This is a genomic window from Paenibacillus terrae HPL-003, assembly GCF_000235585.1.
GTDB lineage: Bacteria > Bacillota > Bacilli > Paenibacillales > Paenibacillaceae > Paenibacillus > Paenibacillus terrae_B.
The window spans coordinates 1724750-1750328 of record NC_016641.1; the positions used below are offsets into that span (position 1 = coordinate 1724750).

The 25579-nt window shown below is 48.8% G+C and carries 21 protein-coding genes; 14 read left to right on the forward strand and 7 right to left on the reverse strand.

Annotated elements, in window-relative coordinates:
• Window positions 1-256: 256 nt before the first annotated feature.
• Window positions 257-1084 carry a polyamine aminopropyltransferase gene (gene speE / locus HPL003_RS07925; protein WP_014279115.1) on the forward strand — a complete coding sequence of 276 codons (828 nt, stop codon included), beginning with the start codon at window positions 257-259 and terminating at the stop codon, window positions 1082-1084.
• Window positions 1085-1420: 336 nt separating this feature from the next.
• Window positions 1421-2713 carry an MFS transporter gene (locus tag HPL003_RS07930; RefSeq protein ID WP_014279116.1) on the forward strand — a complete coding sequence of 431 codons (1293 nt, stop codon included), beginning with the start codon at window positions 1421-1423 and terminating at the stop codon, window positions 2711-2713.
• Window positions 2714-2933: 220 nt separating this feature from the next.
• Here the strand turns inward: HPL003_RS07930 and HPL003_RS07935 are convergent, their stop codons facing one another.
• From HPL003_RS07935 to HPL003_RS07950, 4 genes are all read right to left on the reverse strand, one after another.
• The gene (locus HPL003_RS07935; protein WP_014279117.1) at window positions 2934-3515 is read right to left on the reverse strand and encodes an LOG family protein; all 582 of its coding nucleotides are present in this window, start codon (window positions 3513-3515) and stop codon (window positions 2934-2936) included.
• Window positions 3516-3527: 12 nt separating this feature from the next.
• On the reverse strand, window positions 3528-3842 hold the full coding sequence (locus HPL003_RS07940; protein WP_014279118.1) for a MazG nucleotide pyrophosphohydrolase domain-containing protein: 315 nt from the start codon (window positions 3840-3842) through the stop codon (window positions 3528-3530).
• Window positions 3843-4019: 177 nt separating this feature from the next.
• Window positions 4020-5759 (reverse strand): ABC transporter ATP-binding protein, encoded by a 1740-nt coding sequence (locus HPL003_RS07945; RefSeq protein WP_014279119.1) that lies wholly within the window; start codon window positions 5757-5759, stop codon window positions 4020-4022.
• Window positions 5756-7501: an ABC transporter ATP-binding protein gene (locus HPL003_RS07950; RefSeq protein ID WP_014279120.1), complete on the reverse strand. Its 1746-nt coding sequence runs from the start codon at window positions 7499-7501 to the stop codon at window positions 5756-5758. The genes HPL003_RS07945 and HPL003_RS07950 overlap by 4 nt, the downstream gene beginning before the upstream one ends.
• Window positions 7502-7651: 150 nt before the next feature.
• On the opposite strand from HPL003_RS07950, the gene HPL003_RS07955 reads away from it, so the two are divergent.
• The 3 genes from HPL003_RS07955 to argS all read left to right on the forward strand — a co-directional run bounded on the left by HPL003_RS07955 (window position 7652) and on the right by argS (window position 10753).
• Window positions 7652-8542, forward strand: a complete 891-nt coding sequence (locus HPL003_RS07955) for a LysR family transcriptional regulator (RefSeq protein ID WP_014279121.1) — start codon at window positions 7652-7654, stop codon at window positions 8540-8542.
• A gap of 94 nt (window positions 8543-8636) precedes the next feature.
• Window positions 8637-9077: a YwiB family protein gene (locus tag HPL003_RS07960; protein ID WP_014279122.1), complete on the forward strand. Its 441-nt coding sequence runs from the start codon at window positions 8637-8639 to the stop codon at window positions 9075-9077.
• Window positions 9074-10753 (forward strand): arginine--tRNA ligase, encoded by a 1680-nt coding sequence (argS, locus tag HPL003_RS07965; protein WP_014279123.1) that lies wholly within the window; start codon window positions 9074-9076, stop codon window positions 10751-10753. The genes HPL003_RS07960 and argS overlap by 4 nt, the downstream gene beginning before the upstream one ends.
• 83 nt (window positions 10754-10836) lie before the next feature.
• Here argS and HPL003_RS07970 read toward each other — a convergent pair whose 3' ends face one another.
• Window positions 10837-11697, reverse strand: a complete 861-nt coding sequence (locus HPL003_RS07970; protein WP_014279124.1) for a hypothetical protein — start codon at window positions 11695-11697, stop codon at window positions 10837-10839.
• 127 nt (window positions 11698-11824) lie between these two features.
• The gene (locus HPL003_RS07975; protein ID WP_014279125.1) at window positions 11825-12718 is read right to left on the reverse strand and encodes a LysR family transcriptional regulator; all 894 of its coding nucleotides are present in this window, start codon (window positions 12716-12718) and stop codon (window positions 11825-11827) included.
• A gap of 201 nt (window positions 12719-12919) precedes the next feature.
• On the opposite strand from HPL003_RS07975, the gene HPL003_RS07980 reads away from it, so the two are divergent.
• Genes HPL003_RS07980 through HPL003_RS07995 form a run of 4 tightly spaced genes read left to right on the forward strand, consistent with a single transcriptional unit; the run spans window position 12920 to window position 18100 of the window.
• A complete protein-coding gene (locus HPL003_RS07980; RefSeq protein WP_014279126.1) occupies window positions 12920-13924 on the forward strand; it encodes an ABC transporter ATP-binding protein in 1005 nt (334 codons plus the stop codon).
• A gap of 21 nt (window positions 13925-13945) precedes the next feature.
• Window positions 13946-15016 (forward strand): ABC transporter substrate-binding protein, encoded by a 1071-nt coding sequence (locus HPL003_RS07985; RefSeq protein WP_014279127.1) that lies wholly within the window; start codon window positions 13946-13948, stop codon window positions 15014-15016.
• Between the two features lie 4 nt (window positions 15017-15020).
• Window positions 15021-16691 (forward strand): ABC transporter permease, encoded by a 1671-nt coding sequence (locus tag HPL003_RS07990; protein ID WP_014279128.1) that lies wholly within the window; start codon window positions 15021-15023, stop codon window positions 16689-16691.
• Window positions 16688-18100, forward strand: coding sequence for an MBL fold metallo-hydrolase (locus tag HPL003_RS07995; protein WP_043922330.1), 1413 nt, complete (start codon window positions 16688-16690; stop codon window positions 18098-18100). Before HPL003_RS07990 ends, HPL003_RS07995 begins: the two co-directional genes overlap by 4 nt.
• Window positions 18101-18123: 23 nt before the next feature.
• Here the strand turns inward: HPL003_RS07995 and HPL003_RS08000 are convergent, their stop codons facing one another.
• Window positions 18124-19284 (reverse strand): S8 family peptidase, encoded by a 1161-nt coding sequence (locus tag HPL003_RS08000; protein ID WP_014279130.1) that lies wholly within the window; start codon window positions 19282-19284, stop codon window positions 18124-18126.
• A gap of 406 nt (window positions 19285-19690) precedes the next feature.
• Here HPL003_RS08000 and rpoE point away from each other — a divergent pair, with 406 nt between their 5' ends.
• The 5 genes from rpoE (at window position 19691) to HPL003_RS08025 (ending at window position 25389) form a co-directional block, all read left to right on the forward strand.
• The gene (gene rpoE / locus HPL003_RS08005; protein ID WP_014279131.1) at window positions 19691-20239 is read left to right on the forward strand and encodes a DNA-directed RNA polymerase subunit delta; all 549 of its coding nucleotides are present in this window, start codon (window positions 19691-19693) and stop codon (window positions 20237-20239) included.
• A gap of 401 nt (window positions 20240-20640) precedes the next feature.
• Window positions 20641-22242 (forward strand): CTP synthase, encoded by a 1602-nt coding sequence (locus tag HPL003_RS08010; RefSeq protein WP_014279132.1) that lies wholly within the window; start codon window positions 20641-20643, stop codon window positions 22240-22242.
• 214 nt (window positions 22243-22456) lie between these two features.
• Window positions 22457-22843, forward strand: coding sequence for a response regulator (locus HPL003_RS08015; RefSeq protein WP_014279133.1), 387 nt, complete (start codon window positions 22457-22459; stop codon window positions 22841-22843).
• A gap of 229 nt (window positions 22844-23072) precedes the next feature.
• Complete coding sequence (gene fba / locus HPL003_RS08020) at window positions 23073-23927, forward strand: class II fructose-1,6-bisphosphate aldolase (protein WP_014279134.1); 855 nt, start codon at window positions 23073-23075, stop codon at window positions 23925-23927.
• 208 nt (window positions 23928-24135) lie between these two features.
• Window positions 24136-25389, forward strand: coding sequence for a UDP-N-acetylglucosamine 1-carboxyvinyltransferase (locus HPL003_RS08025; protein WP_014279135.1), 1254 nt, complete (start codon window positions 24136-24138; stop codon window positions 25387-25389).
• Window positions 25390-25579: the final 190 nt, after the last annotated feature.

Below are 25579 nucleotides of genomic sequence, written 5' to 3' on the forward strand. Positions count from 1 at the left end.
AGATGCGTGTACGTGTGCATTTTATACGAGATCGAGTCTAGAAAGGCTTTTTCAGGCTATCTGAGTATCGCTTATAAGCAAAAAGTGTGAAAGTACAGTGTGTTTGGTACAATAAATATAGCAAACTCGGCGTTTGCGTGTTGCAGATATTAAGGAAGTCAATGTTTATATTCCCACGACCAGAACCGCGAGGGCGCGGCCTGAACGATACAAGGATTGTCGGACACATAATTTGATGAGAAAGAAGGTTGAAATGATGGACTTGTGGTTTACAGAAAAGCAAACTCCCTCTTTCGGCATTACAGCAAAAATCAAACAAACGTATGTCTCTGAGAAAACGGAGTTTCAGGATCTGGCGATGATCGAGACAGAGGAATTCGGCAACATGCTTGTACTGGATGGTATGGTAATGACCACCGTGAAGGATGAATTCGTTTATCACGAAATGGTAGCACACCCCGCTTTGAATACCCATCCGAATCCGAAAAAGGTTTTGGTGGTGGGCGGCGGCGATGGCGGCGTCATTCGTGAGGTCATCAAGCATCCTGAGGTTGAAAAGGCCGTGCTGGTTGAGATTGATGGCAAGGTGATCGAATATTCCAAACAATATTTGCCTGAAATCGCCGGTAAGCTGGATGAGCCTAATGTAGAAGTATTGGTTAATGATGGATACATGCACATTATTGAGCATAAAAATGAATACGACGTGATCATGGTCGATTCGACAGAGCCGGTCGGTCCGGCAGCGCCGTTGTTCGAGCGCGGATTTTACCAAGGTATTTTTGAAGCGCTGAAGGAAGATGGCATTTTCGTGGCACAGACGGACAACCCTTGGTTCAAGGCTGACTTGATTCAGAAGGTTAACAAAGATGTGAAGGAGATTTTTCCGATTGTACGTGTGTACGGTGCGAATATTCCAACCTATCCGAGTGGTCTCTGGACATTCACGCTGGGGAGCAAGAAGTATGATCCGCTGGAAATAGACGAGGCTCAAATTCCAGAGATGGATACCCGGTATTACAGTCCACGTTTACACAAAGCTGCGTTTGTATTGCCTAAATTTGTGGAGGATTTAACGAAATAGGGAAGCACACTTAGCTAGGTATACATTCAAGTATCTCGTGTTATGACATAAAACAAATGTAACTGTATTTTAAGAAGCGTCGCAGTGCTTTTTATCGCCTGTTTTTGGGTGAAAAAGAGTGCTGTAGGCGCTTTTTTTATTTTTGGATCAGGTTGGAAAATGGACGTGAAAGCATATTGGACATCGAATTTCCTATAAAGATAAAAGAAGGAAATTTAAGGTTATGCGTAGAATATACAAAAAACCAGACATTTTACAGAATTGTAATATCAACAAGGGGAGGTTTGGTTATGGCAATACATAATTCGGTGATGTACCAAAGAGGGGGAAATTTTTTTGATCAGACGGTCTTTTTATTACCTGTGGGGGTCTCAGACGATCTCCAACGTAGCAGATATCATCTACATGTTGAGTGTAGTGGTATTGGTGTTCAGCTCAAGTAATTCTTTAATGACGACTATTTTGATTCCGTTGTTCCGATTGTCTGCCCAAGTGCTTAGCGGGCTCGTTGCACCGATAGTCCTCGGCCGATTTCGACTGACTCGTATTTTGCTGTTTTCTCAATTTGGGCAGTTTCTCATTTTTACGCTGCTGCTGCTTTACCTGTGGATCACGCCTGATCAGAGGTCGTTTCTGTTCATTTTCGTGATGGTGTTTGGTATGTCATTTCTGGATGGCTGGACCAACCCGGCACGTAATGCGCTTGTCCCCCGATTGGCAACCGGCGAAGGACTGATGCGTGCCAACGGCATGGTGGCGGTCAGTGATCAAGTAGTTAAATGTGCAGGCTGGGCGTTGAGCGGAATTATTGTGGCATGGCTCGGTTCCCTGAATACGCTTGTGATCGCATCCTGTTGCTATTTGGTGGCTGTAACTGTTACTTCATTCATTCGTGATCCGCTGGATCAAAAGGAATTAAGCCCCGATTCTTCAGAATTGGCCACGAATGGGTCAGAAACAGCAAAGGAAAAAGAAAAAGGCTCTCACTGGAAGGAGCTTGGGGAAGGCTGGCAGATCATTTGGCATAACCGCCGCATTCGTTCTTTGATGATCGTGGATAGTGTGGACACCATTGGAGGAACCTCCTGGCTTGGCGTATTTATTCTGGCGTATGTCACTCAGGTGCTGCATCAGGATGCAAGCTGGTGGGGCTTTATGAATGCCTCCTTTTTCTCTGGTACGATTCTGGGCGGACTGCTCGTCGTTGGCTTGGTCAAGCGGCTGCAAAGAAACAGCTTTCTGTACATGCTCGGAGCGTTGCTCGTATATGTGCTAATTACGGTGGTGTTTGCACTCAATACGATCCCGGTCGCTGCGCTTGTTCTTTTTGCTGTATCCGGCTTACCGGTTCAAATGGCAGGAATTATTCGCCGTACCTTGCTGCAAACGAGTGCCCCGGCTGCTCAGCTCCCTAAAGTGATGGCGGGTATTGATGTACTTACGAATCTCGCTTTCGGCCTATCCTTGTTATTCCTGGGCTGGTATGCAGACCGTTTCGGCATGGTGCAGGTGTATTTACTGGCTGCGGCTATGACAACCATTGCCGTTCTGATCGGTTGGTTCTATCGCCGTGATTTTCAGGAAAGTGAGCAAATGGATCGTCCAACCGCTACGGGCGCAGGTATTTAAAATTGGCGTTCTCGCTAGGCGTGACATCGTTCATTGTATGACTACATAGTTAAATGCAGGTGTGAAAGTGAACGTGACGATAGGGAGATTAAAAACATAATAACCTGTAATTTCTCTCAATTTCACAGGAACACCACTGGGATGATGTTGACGGTGGTGTTCCCTTCATATCATTTTGGACAGACAGTATGTCTGTTGAGCCATATGTACCCTTCTAATGTCAGGTCCGTTTGCTCGTGATATATGTTTTGACGGCAGGAGGAGTGTAATTAGTAAATTGCCGTAAGATTCCTTGCGGAGTAGTATCCGTAAGTACCATCGCACGATATTTTTCCTGCATGAATTGTTCCTCAGCCATACGATCAAACAAGGAAATAAGAGGATCGTAATAATGGTTAATGTTTAAAAGACCACATGGCTTTTCGTGCAAGCCTAATTGTGCCCATGTAAAAATTTCAAAATATTCTTCCATCGTACCTGGGCCACCTGGTAAAGCTATGAACCCGTCCGCGATCTCTGCCATTTTAGATTTTCGTTCATGCATGGAATCAACAATGATTAGTTCGCTCAGGCTATGATGCGCAATTTCGCGGTTTTGCAAAAAGTGAGGGAGCACACCGATGACGTGACCTCCTGCATGAAGTACCGCATCAGCTACTGTACCCATTAAACCAACGCTTGCTCCTCCATAAACCAGGCTTATCTCTTGTTCGGCAAGTGCCTTGCCCAGAGCAATAGCGTGCTCTCGATAAATCGTAGACACCCCATCACTGGAACCGCAGAAAACAGCAATGCTTTTCATATTAGATCCCCCTTATGAATATCTCTTTGCAAGTTTTTGCTGGTGTGTCCGAAATATGTCTTCCAAGGTGATGTCATACTTGTTGGCGATCACGATAAGATTACCCAGTACGTCTCCTAGCTCTTCAGTTAAATGTTTCTTGTTATCCTCGAATGAACCATCGATCTCATCAGGACGGTCTCTGCCGATTTCCAGGGCGCGAATGGCTCTCGCAACCTCTCCCGTTTCTTCTGCCAAGAAACCAATTCGAACGAATATATCTAAATCCGACCAACTTCTCTCCTGGTAATACTGCTTTACCCATTGTTGAAATTCATTAATATCCATATCCAGCCTCCAAATATAAACCGATATATAGGTGTGGGCTATACACAAAGTCTCAAGGTTTAGATAAAACAGAAACATTTGTTCGTGTTTTTTATTATATAATATGAAAGGGTATTTTTCAAAGAAAAATAAAAAAAGCCGATTGCAAAAGAGCAATCGGCTTATTCCCTCAACCCGCTAGGCCGTAGTGAACTGGCTATTATAGAGCGAGGCATAATGTCCCCCGCTTGCAAGCAGCCCCTCATGGGTTCCGCTTTCGACGACATCGCCGTTTTTCATATATAAAATTAGATCCGCTTCGCGGATGGTCGATAGTCTGTGGGCGATCACAAAGCTGGTGCGTCCAGCAATCATTTTCATAAACGCCTTTTGAATACGCGCTTCTGTCAGGGTGTCTATACTGCTGGTCGCTTCATCCAGAATGAGCATAGGTGGATCGACGAGGATTACCCGCGCAATGGTGAGTAGTTGCTTTTGACCTTGCGACAGGCTGTCGCCTGAACCGCTGATGACCGTATCGTAGCCATGAGGCAGACGCTTGATGAAGCTATGTGCATTGGCGGCCGTCGCAGCCGCGATAACTTCATCTTCCGTCGCTTCCGGTTTTCCGTAAGCGATATTGTCCCGAATCGTGCCGCTGAACAGCCATGTATCCTGAAGTACCATGCCAAAATTAGTCCGCAGACTGTCCCGGCTCATGTCATTGATATTCACCCCGTCGATAGATATCGAGCCGCTATCTACATCATAAAAGCGCATGAGCAGGTTGACGAGTGTTGTTTTGCCTGCCCCGGTTTGACCGACAATCGCAACACGGGTACCCGGCTTAACCTCCAAACTAAAATTCGTAATGAGCGTACGCTCCGGGGTATAGGAGAATTTGACATGATCAAAAAGAATCGTGCCCTTGCTGCGTTCCAAATGTACAGCGTTCGATTTTTCTGGCTGCTCAGGCGGTGAGTCCAAAATAGCGAATATGCGCTGGGCAGATGCCGTAGCCGCTTGGAACTGAGTCAGTACCCCTGTGATTTCATTAAAGGGCTTGGCGAACAGGTTCGTATAAATCAGAAAGCTTGACAATCCGCCTACCGAGATGACGCCCAGAATGATGGATATACAGCCGATCATCGCAGTGACCGAGAACGTCATGTTGTTCACCAGACGGGTGGAGGGATTGGACAATGATCCATAAAACTGTGATTTTACCCCTGCTTGATACAATTGGTCATTTTTGGCGGCGAATTCCTCAAACGAACGGTTTTCATAATGAAAGGCTGTAACCACCCGCTGTCCGCCAATCATTTCCTCCACATAACCATTCAGACTCCCTAAAATTTGGGCCTGTTCGCGGAACATGCGTTGGGATCGAGTGGTAATAAACCGTGCTACGCCATACGTAACCGGGGCTGACACCAGCACAACCAACGTCATGATCGGACTGATATACAGCATGAGCACAACCGAGCCTATAATCGTAATAATCCCGGTAATCAAGGTGGAAAAACCTTGCAGTAACCCATCCGATACGGCATCCATATCGTTTACAAAACGGCTGATGCTGTCACCTTGTGGGTGATTGTCATGAAAGCTTAACGGCAGGATATTAAAATGATCAAATAACTCTCGCCGCATATCATTGACCGTCTGAAAAGCAATACGGTTCGTCAAATAGGTGAGCAGCCAGCTAAACAGGCTGCCTACGGCGTACACAATGCCCAATCCGGCAAGGATCTGCGCGATTCCCCTAAAATCCACCACTCCCTTATCCACCATATGGTCAATGGCCTGACCAATCATATAGGGACCGATCAGACTGGCAAGCACGCTGAGAATTGCACTGACCATGACCCAAAATGCTGTTTTTTTATATTGACCCACATAGGTTAACAATCTTCTCCAGGTTTCCTTACCGCTCATTGGTCTACCTCCTGCGTTGAGAGCTGGGAATGATTAATCTCCTGATATACATCTGAGGTGCTCATCAACTGTTCGTGTGTGCCGACACCGACAATCCGCCCTTCATCAAACACAATAATTTTATCAGCATGCTGAACGCTGCTGACCCGTTGCGAGACAAGCAGGACGGTCATACTGCTGCTATTTTCCCGTAACGATTTACGCAAGGCGGCATCGGTTGCAAAATCGAGTGCGCTTGAGGAATCATCCAAAATGAGGATTTGCGGATTTCCTACAATAGCTCTGGCGATGGTTAGACGTTGCTTTTGACCTCCCGACAGATTAAGGCCCCCTCGGGCAATCGGAGCATCGTATTTTTCGGGCAGATTGGAAATGAACTCCTCCGCTTGCGCGATGGCTGCGGCTCGGGCGACTTCCTCATCGGTGGCGTGTTCACGACCCCAACGAATATTATCCGCTATGGTGCCGGTAAACAGCAGCGCCTTCTGTGGAACAATCCCGATTTCCTGCCGCAATTGCTCAAGCTTATATTGGCGAACGTCGATGCCATCGACCTGGACACGCCCCTCCACCGCATCATAGAACCGGGGGATGAGATTCACAAATGTAGATTTCCCCGAACCTGTTCCTCCGATGATACCGACCGTTTCACCGGGGTAGATGTCTACGGTAACATCGCTCAGCGCCAATTGTCCCGTTTGGTTGTATCCGAAGGAGACGTGATCAAAAGCGATGGCCGGTACGGTGCCCTGCTCATCTGAACCAGCCCGGCCTGTAGCCGTAGTCACATCGGAAATCGAAGCTTGTGTATCCAGAACCTCCTGAATCCGTGCAGCCGAGGTTGCAGCCTTGGTGAACAGAATAATTAAATTGGTCACTACGATCAAAGCCAGCAAGATCTGCGTGATATAATTAATAAAAGCAATAATCTCCCCTTGAGTAAGAGATCCATATTGAATATGAATGCCGCCGACCCACAGAATCGCAATAATGGCTCCGTTGACTACCAGCAAGGTGGCCGGGCTGAGCAAAGCGGAAATGCGCCCAACACGGATGGCGGTTAGGGTCAGGTCATCCGAGGCTGTATTGAACTTGACTCGTTCGGTTCCTCTTTTGGCAAAGGCCCGTATGACCCTTACCCCTGTAAGATTTTCGCTTAGCACAAGAGCGATTTTGTCCAGCTTTTTCTGATACATGCGATACAGTGGCGAAGCCTTCGTGATCACCAGATACAGGATCAAAGCCAGAATTGGCGTAGCCGCCAACAGGACCAAAGCGAGTCGGAAGTCCAGGATCATCGACATGATAATAGCCCCAATGCAAATAAAAGGAGCGCGAATGACCAGACGAATCAGCATTGCCACAGCCGTCTGGAGCTGATTCACATCGTTCGTGATCCGATTGATGAGTGAAGGTGTACCAAACTTATCCAGATCGGCATAAGAGAACGATGAAATGTGCTTAAACATCGTATTGCGCAGCGTGGTTCCGAATCCTTGGGAGGCCCGGGCTGCGTAGAATTGGCATACCATTGAACTGCCAAAGCCCAGCACGGTCATAAGCAACATCAAAAGACCCATCTGCCAAACATAATGGGTATCTCCTTTGCCAACACCATGATTGATCATGAGGGCTACCATGGTAGGCAGCAATAATTCCAAAATCGCCTCAATCAGTTTAAACAGAGGCCCCAGAATACTTTCCTTCTTATAAGGCTTCAAAAAAATAGCAAATTTCAGCAAATAGACCATCACCTAACCTGAATATTGTATAAAGCCCGTTGACCCAACCTGATAACTGAATATGATTATGGCATATGCCAAGCCATATGAATAATATTTAATATATATTAGAGGTATATGTATTACATATATCAGTACCGGAGGTTCGTGATGGAATTGAGACATCTCAAGTATTTTCTGGCGATTGCAGAGGCGGGACAAATCACAGCGGCAGCTAAAAAGCTGCAAATCGCACAGCCTCCCCTCAGTCAGCAGCTCATGCAGCTGGAGGAAGAGCTTGGTGTAAAGCTCGTGCATCGAGGCCCGCGAAGCATTCATCTGACAGAGGCCGGAATCATCTTGCAGAACAGGGCCAAGCAGATTTTGGAGCTGACGGATGCCACGACGAGGGAAATAAACGATTTTGCTATGGGTATGAAAGGAACGCTCACGATTGGAACCGTCTCTTCTTCCGGCGCAGCCCTGATGAAAGACAGGCTTTCCGAATTTCACAAAACCTATGCGGGCGTAAAATTTGAAATTCATGAGGGAAACACGTTCATGATCCTCGATCTGTTGAACAAGGGGATTGTAGAGGTCGGTATCGTCAGAACGCCGTTCAACACCACCGATCTGGGGTGCAGATATGCAGCCTCCGAGCCGATGGTCGCGGTGATGACAGAAGAGCATGACTGGAATCCTGACCAGAAGACGATTCTACTGTCTGACTTGAAAAACAGACCGCTAATCGTATACCGCCGCTTTGAGCAATTGATCCACGATGCCTGCATGAAGCATGGCTTTGAGCCGAATTTCTTTTGCAAAAACGATGATGCCCGCACTACGCTTCACTGGGCTAATGAAGGACTGGGTATCGGTATGATTTCGCGGTCCGCGCTGTCTCTAGGCAGTAATAGCCAGTTAATTGTGAAGGAAATTATGTGTGAAGAATTGCATACTCGTGTGGCGGCTGTCTGGCTCAAGGATAAATACATGTCTTCTCTGGCTTCCCGATTTATCGAAAGCTTTAGCCAAGCACCCGATGGAGTCACTCCACAGTAGCTGTTTTTTTTGTGGATGAAAGCATCTTTTTGTAAAATCTCATTTGAATTGCAAACGGGAACTGGATATAGTAGTACAGTAGGATAGCGATAGAATGGAGTTTGAACACATGCCACACAATGCAAAGGTCCAAATCCGTCTTCATAGTCATCACGACGGAGAAGATGTGGTGCAGGAGCTTCCCGGAGAAGCCATCATGCGTGGGAAGCATCTATATATAAGGTACGATGAGCCGCAAGAGGGGCCTGAGGGTGGAACGACACGGAACACGGTCAAAATCGGACCGGATGAGCTGAAGCTGATCCGTCACGGCGAAGTGCAATCGGAGCAGTCGTTTGCGCTGGGACGAAGATTGCCGGGATTTTACCGATCTCCTTATTTAAGCCTGAATATGTCTGCGCATACGCAGAAGCTCGATATTCGAATGGACGGGTTTACCGGACATGTGAGCTGGACTTATGATCTATACGTATTTGAGGATTTCTCGGGGCATTTTGCCATCAGTTTGCATATACAGGAGGAGCAACAATCATGACAAGCAATCCACTGGAACTCATTAATCAAAAGGTGATCTCAGCTATCGAGGCGGCGGTACTGGCTGCCGGAATCGTGAGCCGCGAAGAGCTGCCGACCATTACGCTGGAGGTGCCGAAGGACAAGTCGCATGGTGATTTGGCTACAAACGCTGCCATGCAGCTCACCCGCATTGCGAAGAAAAACCCGCGTCAAATTGCAGAAGATTTGATCGCAAATATGGACTTGGCTGCCGCTTCAATTGAAAGCGCGGAAATTGCCGGACCGGGCTTTATTAACTTCCGCCTGAACAAGAGCTATCTGTATGATGTCATTAAACAAGTGCAGGAGCAGGGAGCAGATTACGGACGTGTGCAGGAAGGTGCAGGCAAAAAGGTTCAAATCGAATTCGTCAGTGCGAACCCGACAGGTAGCCTGCACTTGGGCCATGCGCGCGGTGCGGCAGTAGGGGATGCTCTCTGCAACGTGCTTGATTATGCTGGATATAAAGTAACTCGTGAATACTACATTAATGATGCGGGCAACCAGATTTACAACATGAGCCGCTCTATTGAGGCGCGTTACTTGCAGGAGCTGGGACAGCCTGCGGAGATGCCGGAGGACGGGTATCATGGTGAGGACATCATCGGCTTTGCCAAGGAGCTGGTGGCCGAGAAGAGTGATTCCCTGCTGTCTTTGACACCAGGCGACCGCGCTGCTTATTTCCGCGACTACGGTCTGGAAAAGGAACTGAACAAGATCAAGCGCGATCTGGAGCTGTTCCGTGTACCTTTTGACTCCTGGTTCAGCGAAACATCGCTGTATGAAAATGGTGAAGTGCTTAAAGCGCTGAATGAGCTGCGTGACCGTGAGGAGATTTACGAGAAGGACGGAGCCACATGGCTGAATACAACCAAGTACGGCGACGATAAAGACCGTGTCTTGATCAAAAATGACGGTACATACACGTACCTGACCCCGGATATCGCTTACCATCGCGACAAATATGCCCGTGGGTATGACACAATTATCAATATTTGGGGAGCGGATCACCACGGCTACATTCCACGGATGAAAGCAGCCATGGAAGCACTGGGGAACGACCCGGATAAGCTCAAAGTGCTGATTGCCCAAATGGTCAGCCTGTTCCAAAACGGGGAAAAGGTAAAAATGTCCAAACGTACCGGCAAGGCCGTGACGATGGAAGACCTGATGGAAGAAGTGGGCGTGGACGCGATCCGTTACTTCTTCACGATGCGCAGCATGGATTCGCATCTGGATTTTGACATGGATTTGGCGATTTCCACTTCCAATGAAAATCCGGTATTCTACGTGCAGTATGCCCACGCGCGGGCGTGCAGCGTATACCGTCAAGCTGAGGAGCAGGGCATTGCCGTACTGCCGTTGGCAGAGGTGGACTTGTCCAAACTGACGGCTGAGCATGAGTACGACCTGTTACGCAAAATCGGCGAGCTGCCGGAGGAAGTATCGGTAGCGGCTGCGAACTTTGCACCACACCGTATGATTCGCTACGTCTACGAGCTGGCATCGCTGTTCCACAGCTATTATAAAGCAGAGCGCGTTATCACTGAGGATGCCGCTCAAACGCAGGCCCGTTTGGCGCTGTTTGGCGCGGTGCGCACCACCATTGCCAACGTGCTGAAGCTGGTAGGCGTATCTGCACCGGAACGCATGTAAGCAAACTACTTTAACGATAAAAGGAACCGTCCGTACCATCCCCAGCAGGGTGGCACGTGCGGTTCCTTTTTTGTTCGAGTAGCTTAGTAGCGTTCCAGCACCAAATTCGTTTTCAGGGAATCGGCGGGAACCAGCCATCCTTTGGATTGCAGCAGATTGATCAGCTTGGTGCGATTGCTGGAGGCAACGCTGTAGTCCGAGGTTTTAAAGGAGATTTCAATGATGGTATCTGTACCTGTTCCGTTGGCACTGCGGATAGGCCAGACTTCAACATCGGTATCTAATCCTTGGAAGCTGCCTCCATATTTGCTGACCTGTACAGGCCCGCGTACTCTGGAGTCTGCCAGGGCTTGCTTGCCCCAGTTGCTGCTTTTCCAGTTTTGCAGCTTGCCCGGAAGATTGTCCAAAAGCTGCTTTAACGCCTGATCCGGAGAAGGAAGAGTTAATCCTTTGGAAGCGTTCGTTTTTTTATCATTGGAAAAGCTCAGCGTCTGTTTGCTATAACCCCAATCCACCTCGGCATCGTAGTTATCATCAGATGCGCTGAAACCTTCTTTATTGGCTTGGGTGAGAGCTGCGTCGATATTTCCGTTTGTGACCGTGTACCGCTTCTTGTAGGTTAATTCATAATTCTTTTTATCTTCTTTTTTGCGAAATCTGACATTCCAGCCCTCGTTGTTCAATTGCAGTTGATTCGTGTCAAAATATTCGACGCTCAATCGTTGCGCATCTTCGCTAATTTGAAACTCGTTGGCTATGCTGCTTTTCAAAGAGCCGTCGGCATTGAGGACCTGAGCTGTATCCAGCAGCAGCTTTACCTCATAGCTTGGTGTTGCATTGGCGGCAGCCAGTGCAGGTTCGGCACCTTTCCATCCCGTTACAAGCAGCACTGCACTTAGGGTTAATACCGACAAAGCCTTTGTGATACGAAGACCAGTTTTCATTCAATCATCTCCTATTCGTCCGAATGGGGGTACACGCTATACTTTACGGGTGTAATGTCAGTCGTATGTCAAGGCAAGCTGGTACTCCGGTTAAAAAATAACATAATTTCTATATGACAGGTAAGATTTACTCTTGGTTCCCTGACAAATATTCAGCAAATTGGCGGATTAGGGCCGAGCGGTGGCGGTCCTTATTGCTAACCATATAAATGTACCGCTCCACACGGTGGCCCGGAATGGGCCGTATGACCAGCATCCCGCGTTCAACCTCGGACTGCACAGCTATGCGGGAGACGAAAGAGACGTGTTCTCCCAGCATGACCGCCTGTTTGATCGCCTCCAGCGAGTCCAGCTCCAAATAGGAGGGGAGGCGGCGTCCGCCATGTTCCAGCCATTTGTCAGTCATTTGGCGTGTGCTGGAATCCTTGCCATGCAGCACGAAAGAGGAAGAAGCGATTTGCTCAGGTGTTAAATCGGTTTCGCTTGCGAGCGGATGATCAGGTGCGCAGATCAGCACCAGCTCATCCTCGCCCAAGGATTCCGATACCAGCGTGGGGACTTGAAACGGCTCTGTTGAAATAACGCCGAGGTCGATTTCGTGACGGGCGAGCATGTCCTTGATCACTGGAGCTGTTTTCACGGACAGGGCAATATGAATCCCTGGATGTTCACGGGCAAAACGGTGCAGCACCGCAGGAAGCACATAGGTAGCCGGTACATAGCTTGCCCCGATTCGAATACTTCCCCGCTGGAGTGTGTCGAACTCGCAGACGACCCGCTCCGCCTCGGCGGCGAGCGCATTAATCTTGCCAGCATAGTGGAGCAGCGCGTGCCCGGCATCCGTCAGGATGATTTTGCCCATACGTGTGTCGAACAGCTTCACCCCTAAATCCCGCTCCAGATTTCTCATATGAAAGGTAATGGTCGGTTGTTTCAGGCCGAGAAGCTCGGCTACTGTGGTAATTTTATGGTGCTTGTCCAGCAACTCTACAATATGCAGCTTCAGAAGACTTAAATTCACTTGGAATGCCTCGCTTTCAGGTTGATCGGAAACTCATGTCCGCTTCATGCGCGGCGGTATCATTCCCCTCTATATAGATTAAATCTATGAGTGTTAACACAATTCATTGAAATAATTAATTTTGTTTTAACTTTCCAATAACACAGGCTGCGAATTCAGGCTTTACACTGGGGTCAGTCATAAGAACAGGCAGGTAATGTGATGAATCAGGATCTATATATTCACGGGTTGAGTAAAACCTTCGGCCATATGACCGCATTGCATGAGACGAATCTGGTCGTACGGCGGGGACAATTCACGACACTGCTCGGTCCGTCCGGCTGCGGGAAAACAACGCTTCTGCGTATGATCGCTGGGCTGGAGACGCCGGATACCGGCACGATCACGATGGGGGAGGAGGTTCTTTTTTCGGCTGAACGCAAAAAGGATGTTCCCGCGCATCTTCGTCATTTTGGCATGGTGTTTCAGGATTTTGCGCTGTGGCCGCATATGACGGTGTTTGAAAATGTGGCCTTCGGCCTGCGTGCAGGCAAGCAGGGAAAAGGCTCCGGTTCCGGTAGCGGTCGTGGCAAGGAGCTGCGAACAGCAGTATTGGGGGTGCTGGACAAAGTCAGACTGTCGGGGATGGAGGATCGGTATCCTCATCAGCTGTCCGGTGGTCAGCAGCAGCGGGTCGCTTTTGCCCGAGCGGTCGCCATCCGTCCGAGGCTTGTCTTGTTTGATGAGCCGCTCAGTGCGCTGGACGCGGTACTCCGCGAAGAGATGCGCATCGAAATGCTGTCGCTGGTGCGCGATCTGGGGCTGACTGCCTTGTACGTCACCCATGATCAGATCGAGGCCATGTCGATGTCCGATGAAGTGGTCGTCATGAGAAGCGGACATATTTTGCAGACCGGAACACCGGAGATGATCTACGGTCGCCCATCTCATCCAGAGGTGGCTAGGTTCATCGGCAAATCGAACTGGCTGGAGCCGGAACGGACGCTATTCCGTCCCGAGCATGTCCGCTGGGAACAGGATCAAATAGACCAGCATTCTTTTACAGTGGAAATTCGGCATGTCAGCTATGTTGGGGACCGTTATGAAATCCGCATACTGGCAGAGAACGGTGAGCTATGGACTGCATATCATTCCACCCGCTTGCCTATCGGGGAACAAAAGCAAATTTGGGTATCACCGCAACACATCCACCAACTCGATTCATAGGGAAAAGGGGTATAACACAAGATGATGAACAAGCACGTTTTTCGTACAGGTTGGAAAAAGGGCGCAATGCTCGCATTAACATTGACCTTTGGACTGGCTGTCGCAGGCTGTGGAACGGCTACACCATCCAAGGATGGAGCGCAAGCCACCGGATCAGCAGGACAAGCCGGGGCGGCATCGACCGATCAAAAGCTGGTTGTCTACAGCGCAGGCCCTGACGGGCTGGCGAAAAAGCTGGTAGCGGGGTATGAGGCGCAAAGTGGAGTGAAGGTCGAGCTGTTCCAGGGAACGACAGGTAAAATTTTGGCCCGGATGGAAGCTGAGAAGGCGAATCCGGTAGCAGACGTGGTGGTACTGGCATCTCTTCCGTCCGTGCAAGGCTTGAAAAAAGACGGCCTCACGCTGCCCTACCCGGATGCCAAAAACGCGGACAAGCTAAATCCCGATTGGGCCGACAAGGAAGGCAACTATTTCAGCACTAGTGCTTCCGCATTAGGTATCGCGTACAACACGAAGCTGGTAAAGACACCGCCGACTTCATGGGCCGATCTGGCGAAGCCGGAGTACAAGGACCAAATCAACATTCCTGATCCGTCATTGTCCGGCTCAGCGCTGGATTTTATGACAGGCTACCTGAGTGCCAAAGGCGATGGGGGCTGGACGTTGTTCGAGCAGTACAAGGCTAACGGCGTAGCGATGGCTGGAGCCAATCAGGAAGCGCTGGACCCGGTAATTACCGGAGCCAAAAGCATGGTCGCTGCTGCGGTTGATTACATGACTTACAAGGCCAAAGCCAAAGGCGAGCCGATCGACATTGTTTATCCGAAGGAAGGAACAGTCATCAGCCCGCGCCCTGCGGCGATTCTCAAATCGACACAGCATGAGCAGAACGCCAAGGCGTTCATTGACTATTTGCTGTCGGACGAGGCGCAGAAGCTGGTAGCGGACGCTTCCTTGCTTCCGGGCCGCACGGATGTCAAAGCAGATAAGCGCGCCAATTTGGATGAGATTCCGTTGCTGAAAAACAATTGGGAATGGATGGGCGAGCACGGGCCTGACGTGACAGAGAAGTTCACGCAAATGTTCAAGTAAGCGGATGGGGGTCTTATCCGTCAAACAGATCAGAGCGTGGAGTCTAACATTCGCTCTGATCGCGCTTGCTTTACTGATCGTGCTGCCGTTATTACAAATCTTCATCCAAAGTGTGTATGTAGATGGACAATTACAATGGTCTGCGCCTTTTCGGACGTTGGCTGCATCCCGATTTGTGGGTGTGCTGTTCGGCTCGATCTGGCTGGGCCTCTGTGTTATTGCCGGAACGACAGTGCTTGCACTTCCGTTGGCGTGGATTATGTCCAACACGCGTCTTGCTAGCTGGCGCTGGTTGGACGTGGTGCTATTGATTCCGTTTATGACCCCGCCCTATATCGGGTCCATGGGCTGGATTTTGTTTATGCAAAAAAATGGGTATCTGGAGCAGTTGTTTCCGAGCCTGCATTTCTTGACCCCGTTCTTTTTCAGCTTTGGCGGCATGGTGATGATCATGAGTCTGCATCTGTTTCCGTTCCTGTACCTGCTGCTGCGAGGTGCACTGGTTAGGATTGGCGGCAGTCTGGAAGAGGCCGGAGCCGTTATGGGCGGCGGCTTTCTGTACAGGTTCCGCCGGATCATTTTACCGTTACTGCTGTCGTCTTATGGGATGGGCGCACTGCTCATTTTCGTCAAAACGATTGCCGAGTTTGGAACCCCCGCCACCTTTGGACGACGTATCGGGTATGAGGTCATGACCTCGGAAATTCACAAATACATTTCCAGTTGGCCGATTGATTTTGGTAAGGCCACGTCAATGGCCTCAGTGCTTTTAACCGCCTGTCTGCTCGTATGGTATGTGCAATCGGTGATCAACCGTAAGTACACATACAGGCTGATAGGTGGTAAAGGCTCTCGTCCTTCCCGTCTTCGTGTATCCGGCTGGACTACGGGACTGAGTATCGCATTCATTCTATTGTTGCTAATGGCGTCCATTGGTATCCCTTATTTTTCAATTATCGCCGCTTCCACCATGAAGCTGCGAGGGATCGGCTTGGCTTGGGATAACTTTACGCTCGATTATTACAAGGAACTGCTGTCTTGGGGCTCAGAGAGCATGGAGGCGCTGCTGAACAGCGTATTTCTCTCTTTGGGGGCATCGACGATTGCCGTTATGCTGGGCACATGGTTTGCGCTCGTCATTGGCGGCTCGCGTACGAGGCTCCAGCGGACAGTGGATGCATTCAGCTTGCTTCCGAACACGGTTCCGGGGATTGTTATGGTCGTCGGCCTTATTTTATGGTGGAACTCGCCGTGGATGCCGATTCCGTTGTATAACACGTACGGTATGGTCATTCTGACGTATGTTGTCTTGTTTGTTCCTTATACAGTCCAGTATGTCAAAAGCGCCTTTACGCAGGTAGACACTGCTCTTTTTCAGGCAGGACAGGTGTTTGGCGGTGGCCCGTCTTATGTATTCCGCCGGATTGTGCTGCCGCTGATTTTACCGGGGATGCTGGCAGGCTGGATGATGACTTTTACCATTGCTTCGCGCGAACTGGTCGGCTCGTTGCTGATTTTGCCGCCATCCGTCCAGACGTCTGCAACCTACATATTTGCCCAGTTCGAACAGGGTCAGGTGTCGCTTGGTATGGCAATGGCGGTCATATCGGTCGGTTTGACCACGCTGCTACTGATTTTAATGGAAAGCTTAAACTCGCAAAGAAAGTGGAAATGATGATGACCAAGCTTCGAATTTGGGGCGGAGCGGGCGAACATGGCCGCTCCTGCTATGTTTTTGAAGGAAAGCAGCATCGCGTCATGCTGGATTGTGGTGTGAAAAAGGAAGGAACCGGGCAGTATCCGGTTTTTCCGCCGCAGGAGGCGGAGAGGCTGACTGCTGTATTGCTGTCTCATGCACATGAGGATCATTCAATGGCGATCCCCTTACTGTACAAAAATGGATACCGGGGAGAGGTCTGGACGACAAAGGCCACTGCGGAACAGTTGGGTTCCTATTTTCGCTCCTGGCATACTTATGTAGAATCGAGAGGCGGCAAATTGCCATACGACGAACGAGATATCGAATCCATCGCTTACCGTTATCTGGAGGATGAAGCGCCGTCAGGGGTGTGGCAGGAGGCTTGTCCGGGTGTACGGATCATGTGGGGACGCAGTGGACATTTGGCTGGCGCAGTGTGGTACATGGTAGAAATAGAAGGGAAGCGGTTATTCTTTTCGGGAGACTACAGCCGCGAATCTGAGCTGCTCGCAGCCGACGCACCGGGCTTGGCCGTTAGGGGAGGTGTGCATGACCTGCCTGAATGGATGATGGAACCCGAGTTAGCGGATATCTCCATTATGGATAATGCCTATGGCATGGATATAGACCCGCAGCCTGTGAAGCTGGAGCGGCTGCGGGCCGGAATGGAGCAGATATTGTCTTCTGGTGGTCACGTGCTGCTTCCGGTACCCGCCTTTGGCCGGGGACAGGATTTGATCGTGTGGGCCAGCGAGCAGTTCCCTGAACAAGCAATGATTGTAGAGCCGGACATATGGCAGGGATTACAGCGTTTGAGCCGTTTGAAAGAATGGCTGCGCCCGGAAGCACCTGTGCGGATAGAACATGTGCTGCACAGTGGCAGGATCTTTGTGCCTCGTGATGCTGCGGAGCGAGTACGGCTGCTGGAACAGAATGCTGCGGCTGTGATCGTAACCGGGGATGGCATGATGGATTCGCCCCGGGCGCGCTGGTACTATCAGTATTTATCAGATCATCCGCCGAGTGCGGGAGATGGCGAAGGTAGCGGAAAAAGTAATCATAACGGTGTTATTTTGACGGGACATGCTTCAAGCGGTTCCTTTGGTAAACATCTGCTGGATTGTACGAATCAAAAAACGGGTCAGAAAACAGACCAAAATGACTGTTGTATAGTTCGGCATTTGATTTACAAGGTGCATCAGGGGGTATCGGATGTGAGGCAAATGTTGAAGGAGTTGCCTGGTAAACAGGTTGTGCTCGTTCATGCGCCCAAGCCGCAGACCGATCTTGTGCGTGACGAGTTGATAAGAGAAGGCTGGACCGAACACGAAAGCTCTGTAAAAGCCATTCACTCTTTGGAGCCGGGCGCAGCGTTAAACGTTTAGATGTAATTCATTTACTTCATCCGTTATTTCGTTCCCTCCTGCATTAGTCGGAAGGCATCGACTTCTCCAAGTTTCGTGGATATAGAGTTGCGTCCATTGCTTTTACGAAGGCGCAGCGGTGTAGCGGTACGCCTGAGCAGTGCTTTGATTTCTCCAGGCTCCATTTCCGGTCTCAGTGAAAGGAGCAGGGCAATACTACCAGTCACGTGGGAAGTAGCCATAGACGTGCCGCTCATTTCGTGATGCTTGCCGTGTATCCAGGAGGAAATGATCTTTTCACCCGGCGCGTACACGTCTACAAATTGTCCCCGGTTGCTGAAAGGCGCGATGCGTCTGTATTTATCAGTAGCTCCGACCGAAATGGTCTGGGAATAACGAGCGGGGTAATCAATACTCCGACGCTTGCCCTCGTTTCCCGAGGAAGCTACGATCACGATACCGTTTTGGTACGCCTTGTTTACCATATCAAGCAGCGCTTTACTGCGTGATTTCATGCCAAAGCTCATATTGATGATATCGACACGATTCAACACACACCAGTCGATGCCAAGAATAATATCCGAGACGTAGGCGGCCCCGTTATGGTCAAACGCTTTTACAGGATGAATCAGCGCCTGTGGTGCTACACCAACCATACCTCCGTCATAGTTGGATGCCGCGATGGTACCGGCAATGTGAGTGCCGTGACCGTTATCGTCATAGGGCAGCATGGTCCGATTAAGCAAATTGATGCCTCTGGCAAGAGAATGCCGCAGATCAGGATGTTGAAAATCCGCTCCTGTGTCGATCACGCCAATCCTGATTCGGTTTCCTGTAGAGGAAGGCCAAGCCTTGTATGCGCGTACCTGTTTGACCCCCCACGGCATGGGCAGGTTTTTCTCCGTTCTCGGCATTTGGGCCGCCCCTCCATGTACCCTCATGCGTGTATCTTCTTCAACGGTAACACCGTTGTGATATTTGCCCAGCCTGTCTCCCCCTGGAAGCGGGGCGATCAGAGCGCGAATCAGACGGGCCGGTTGTACTTGCCGTAATCCCGCAAGCTCTGGTTTCAGCTTCCTGAGATAGGACAGGCATTCCCGGTATTGGTGAGGCTTATCGAATGTAATGATCTGTTTGTGCCGACCACTGCCTGACGGCTCCGAAATGCCCTCGTGCAAACGCTGCAAAAAACCCGGATAGTCCATTTGAGACAGTCCCCCTCCGATGAGCCATGCTGAGGTATTGTATGAGTAAGCGTCAGCAGCGGCATGGGAAACCTGCCCCTTTTTTATTGAAATAGGCCTGCTTGTCGTGTCAAAGTGATCGTGGACACATACGATACATGGAGGGCATAAGCTCTTGTGCAACAACTTTGGGGACTTCCCCCGGAGCGGGTACAGTCGAAAAGACGGGGGGGACCCCGTCTTTTTAACGTGCGCCGCCTTATTCAAGGCATACTACTGCAAATTGTACGGATACCCATGTTTAACTTGCAATTTGCTTCCAAATAGGTTTTACTTAGTTTTGATAATGGATATGTTAGTATTGCATGTATCGTGTATGCTCTGAAACATGTTCTTGTGAATTACGTGTGAGAGGAAGTGTCCCTAGGTGAGTACCCCACTCAACTTGAAGATTGACCCGGAGAAAGTCCGCGAGACTCCAATGGTGGATTTGGCATTTATGGTATTGAAAGCGGCCAATACTCCATATTATTACCGTGACCTGATGAATGAAGTCGCCAAATTGCGCGGCATGTCCGACGAAGACATTAATGACGTTATCGCTCAGCTATATACTGAAATCAACATTGACGGGCGTTTCGCCTGTGTCGGTACGAATCTGTGGGGCTTGAAACGTTGGTATCCAGTGGATAAATCCGAAGATACTCTGACAGGCGCCAAGCGTCCTCGTATCATTAATGACGAAGACGATGACGACGAAGAGGACTATCATGAGGAAGAAGAAACTTACAGTGCCGATGACGACTTCGATGCAGACAGTGAAGACGAGGATGGCGAAGAAGAGCTGTTCGACGGCGAAGATGATGATAGTGATGAAGACGTGGTTATAGACGATGAAGACCTCAGTGATGAGGAAGATACTGAAGATGAAAATGACGATGAGTCGACGGAAGAAGACGATGATTCGCTTCGTTAAGATCAGGCTGTAAGGGGAGATGTATTCTCCCCTTTTTCATGACCATTTTCTTGAAACTCCTTCTGATTTGAAGCTTTTAAGTGGATTCCCTCCAATCTTGTTCAATGGGCAAATTAACACAGATAACTTCCTTGACAGCGGATTGGACACGGGGTAAACTATTGCTTGGGCTTATGATTGATTCACTTATATGTTTGCTTTTTGTATAAAAGTGCCCCGTACTACGGGAGTGCTTTTTTGTTTTTTTATAGGGTGTTTCCACTCATGAAAGAGGGCTAAGGGCGGCGGGCATGGAAAATGATTCCGCTGCCTTCTTCATGGATGATAATCCGTGTAAACGGGTTACGATAACATCATAATGTCGCCTGAATTTTGGACTTTATTTAGGAGGGTTTTAAACAGTGACAAAGTATATTTTTGTGACAGGCGGGGTTGTGTCTTCCTTGGGCAAAGGGATTACGGCAGCTTCACTGGGAAGGCTTCTGAAGAACAGGGGACTGAAGGTAACGATTCAAAAATTTGACCCTTACCTTAATGTCGATCCGGGGACCATGAGCCCTTACCAGCACGGTGAAGTGTTTGTAACGGATGACGGTGCGGAAACGGATCTCGACTTGGGACACTATGAGCGCTTTATTGATATTAATCTGTCCAAGAACAGCAATGTCACGACAGGCAAAGTATACTCCAGCGTAATCAGTAAAGAGCGTCGCGGGGAGTATTTGGGTGGTACGGTGCAGGTCATTCCTCATATTACGAACGAAATCAAGGAGCGCGTATATCGTGCTGGCCGTGAAGCGGGTTCGGACGTAATTATCACAGAAATCGGCGGTACTGTGGGCGATATCGAGAGCTTGCCATTTTTGGAAGCTATCCGTCAGCTCAAAAGTGAGGTAGGACGTGAGAATGTAATGTACATTCACGTAACCCTCATTCCTTATATTAAAGCTGCTGGTGAGGTTAAAACCAAACCAACTCAGCACAGTGTAAAAGAACTACGCAGTATCGGCATTCAACCAAATGTCATTGTTTGCCGTACAGAGCATGAACTTTCCTCCGATATGAAGGCTAAAATCGCGCTGTTCTGCGATATTGATGCTAACGCTGTAGTAGAATGCCGCGATGCGTCGACTTTGTACGAGGTTCCATTGAACCTGCGTGAAGAAGGTTTGGACGAGATCGTAGTTAATCACCTCAAGCTGACAACACCTGCACCGGATATGACGGAGTGGGAAGGGCTTGTTGAGCGGATCAGAAAGCTGGATAAAACGGTTGAAATCGCCATTGTTGGTAAATACGTTGCACTGCATGATGCTTATTTAAGTGTGGTCGAATCCCTTTCGCACGCCGGATTTGACGCCAATGCGGATGTGAAAATCCGTTGGGTGAACGCAGAGGAAGTAACGGACGAGAACGTAGCGGACATGCTGGGCGGCATTGGCGGTATTCTCGTACCGGGCGGCTTCGGCGATCGTGGAATTGAAGGTAAAATCAGCACCATTCGTTATGCGCGTGAACAGAAAATACCGTTCTTTGGTATTTGCCTTGGCATGCAGGTATCCGTCATTGAGATTGCCCGCTCCCTGGCTGGTCTGGATGGAGCCAACAGTTCGGAAATCAATCCGGCTACGGATTACCCGGTCATCGACTTGCTGCCTGACCAAAAGGACATCGAAGATATGGGCGGCACCATGCGTCTCGGATTGTATCCGTGCAAACTGACGGAAGGTTCGCTGGCTTCGGCTTGTTACAACGATGAGCTGGTATATGAAAGACACCGTCATCGGTATGAATTCAATAACGAATATCGTGAAGTTATTGAAAAAGCAGGTCTTCGCATTTCCGGTACTTCACCGGACGGACGTTTGGTGGAAATTGTGGAACTACCTGAGCATCCATGGTTCCTGGCGGTACAATTCCATCCGGAATTCACTTCCCGTCCGAACCGTCCACAGCCGTTGTTCCGTGAATTTGTTAAGGCGGCATTGCAGCTTCAAGGCTAATGCTGCGGCCTGTAAGACCTCCTCAGGGAGGTCTTTTTTTATTTCCGCGCTTCCTGATTATGAAAGAATATTCCACAATTATGTATATGAGAAGGATTTTCTTTTTGCAGGAGCGAATATAGTTTAGGGTATGGGACGGATATTGTACGTCATCGGACGCTGTTATGGCAATAGCTGCATGATCCTCGTTTTAAGATCTTAGGAGGTTAAAACATTGGAAAAGAAAAAAGTGTTAATCGTCGATGACCAGAATGGAATACGAATTTTGCTGATGGAAGTGTTCGGAAGTGAGGGTTACGAGACCTTTCAGGCTGCAAACGGAAAAATTGCACTTGAAATTGTTGAAAAGGAACCGCCTGATCTGGTTCTGCTCGATATGAAAATTCCGGGTATGGACGGACTTGAAATCTTGAAGCATCTAAAGACCATGAATCCCGATATCAAGGTTATTATGATGACAGCTTATGGAGAACTGGACATGATTAAAGAGGCGACGGAGCTGGGAGCACTCATGCACTTTACCAAGCCCTTTGATATTGATGAAATGCGAATCGCTGTAAACAAGCAACTCAGGGGTGACGAAGCGGGTCACTTAGGTTGAAAACTCTGTTAACACAACAGGGTTTTTTGTTTGTGTTTATGGGAAATACTGAAAGTAAATCCTCTCCTTATACAATTCTATGAAAAAACGGCGTCCTAGGCGTGATTTTCGTATGTGTTGGTGTGCAAAAGCTTGTTTAGTATTTAACATGGGTTGTGGTATAATAAGCCCGTATGTGATGTCGGCTAAAATATAGACAAACCCAAACACCCTTAGGAGGACTGTAACCATGCCATTGGTATCTATGACAGACATGTTGAACAAAGCACTTGAAGGAAAATACGCGGTAGGTCAATACAACATTAATAACCTGGAGTGGACTCAAGCTATTCTGGGTGCTGCTGAAGAAGAAAAATCCCCGGTAATCCTGGGCGTATCTGAAGGTGCAGCACGTCACATGGGCGGTTTCTACACTGTTGTCAAAATGGTAGAAGGTCTTATTCATGACATGAAAATTACGGTTCCGGTTGCGATCCATTTGGATCACGGTTCCAGCTTTGAAAAATGTAAAGAAGCTATCGATGCTGGTTTCACATCTGTTATGATCGATGATTCCCACAGCCCGATCGACACGAACATTGCAACAACGAAAAAAGTTGTTGAATATGCGCATTCCAAAGGCGTTTCCGTTGAAGCTGAAGTTGGAATGGTCGGCGGTCAAGAGGATGATGTTGTAGGTGACGTAATGTACGCCAAGCTTGACGACTGTCTGCGTATCGTTAACGAAACAGGTATCGACACATTGGCTCCTGCACTGGGTTCCGTTCACGGACCTTACAAAGGCGAGCCAAACCTCGGATTCAAAGAAATGGAAGAGATCTGCACTGCAATCAAACTTCCACTCGTTCTGCATGGTGGTACTGGTATCCCAACGCATGACATCAAAAAAGCAATCTCGCTGGGAACTTCCAAAATCAATGTAAACACAGAGAACCAAATCGTGTTCGCGAAAGTGGTTCGTGAAGTGCTTGCTGAGAAACCGGATGCTTATGACCCACGTACATTTATCGCTCCAGGTCGTGAAGCGATTAAACAAACCGTTATCGGTAAAATCCGTGAGTTCGGTTCCAACAACCAAGCGTAAGAATAAGTTGATGTACCGTGCATCTGCATGGTTCAATGCATCTCTTGATTGTAATTGTAGCTCTGCACAGAAGATTTGAATCTGTTCAGTTGAATAGTTTGACTTGGAAAGCACACCGCTTAGCCGGTGTCTTTCCATTTTAACCACCAAAAAGTTGAAAGTTTATTATTTGACCGACTGCAAAACAAGTAGGGGGACCCTCAAGCTTATGGAAAAATTGATGATCACCGGTGGACGGCCACTTCAAGGTACAGTTTCCATCAGCGGTGCCAAAAACAGTGCCATCGCCTTGATTCCCGCCGCCATTCTGGCAGAGTCGGAAGTCATTTTGGACAATTTGCCGCTGTTGAGTGATGTGGCGGTGTATTCCGAAATACTGGAGGAACTTGGTGCGACCGTTGCCTGGGAAGGCAGCCAGATGAGAATAGATCCATCCTCCATTAAATCCATTCCTATGCCGAATGGACCTGTTAAGAAATTACGAGCATCCTATTATATGATGGGAGCCATGCTAGGCAGATTCAAGGAAGCGATCATCGGTTTGCCAGGAGGGTGTAATTTTGAACCTCGGCCCATTGATCAGCATATCAAAGGTTTTGAAGCACTGGGTGCTACGGTTACGAATGAGCACGGTGCTATTCATTTGCATGCCAAAGAGCTGCGCGGTACCAAGATATATTTGGATGTCAGCAGTGTAGGAGCTACGATTAACATTATGCTGGCGGCCGCACGTGCCAAAGGCGCCACAATTATCGAAAATGCGGCTAAAGAGCCTGAGATTATAGATGTAGCAACCTTGTTAAACTCCATGGGGGCCATTATTAAGGGTGCCGGAACGGAAACGATCCGGATTGAAGGTGTGTCCGAGCTACATGGCTGCCGTCACTCCATCATACCTGACCGCATACAAGCGGGCACATATATGATTGCTGCTGCGGCTACTCGTGGTAATGTTTTGATTGATAACGTAATTCCCAAGCATATGGAGGCTCTGACTGCAAAAATGCAGGAAATGGGTATTGGTATAGAGGAATATGACGAAAGTATTCGTGTTCTGGGTTCACCTTCATATGAGCATGTTGATGTTAAAGCCTTAGTTTACCCCGGATTCGCCACGGACTTGCAATCTCCTATGACCAGTTTGCTTACTCAGGCGCAAGGGGTTAGTGTACTGAGCGATTTTGTTTATAGCAATCGTTTTAAACACGTCCCAGAACTTGTGCGAATGGGGGCTAAAATCCGCGTGGAAGGTCGTTCGGCTATTATTGAGGGTGGCAAGCTAAATGCGGCTAAAGTCAAAGCGGCCGATCTGCGTGCTGGTGCAGCGCTTGTCATTGCCGGACTTACGGTAAGTGAAGGCGTGACCGAGGTGTCAGGTGTCGAATACATCGACCGTGGTTATGACCATCTCGTCTCCAATCTGCGTCTTTTGGGCGCGGACGTATGGCGGCAGACAGAATAACAAGCTTCGTACATTTTGGGACTCCCGGAACGGATGAACAATAGAATGGATAGGCTCTATGCAGCCGCTGCATGATACAAGATATAGGTTCATACCTAACAATCTTTTATCGGAAAACCGGAATAATTCGGTATAATTCAAGCAGATGGCTGCATAACTTTATTTGTTTTGGTTAAAATTATGTTGATGG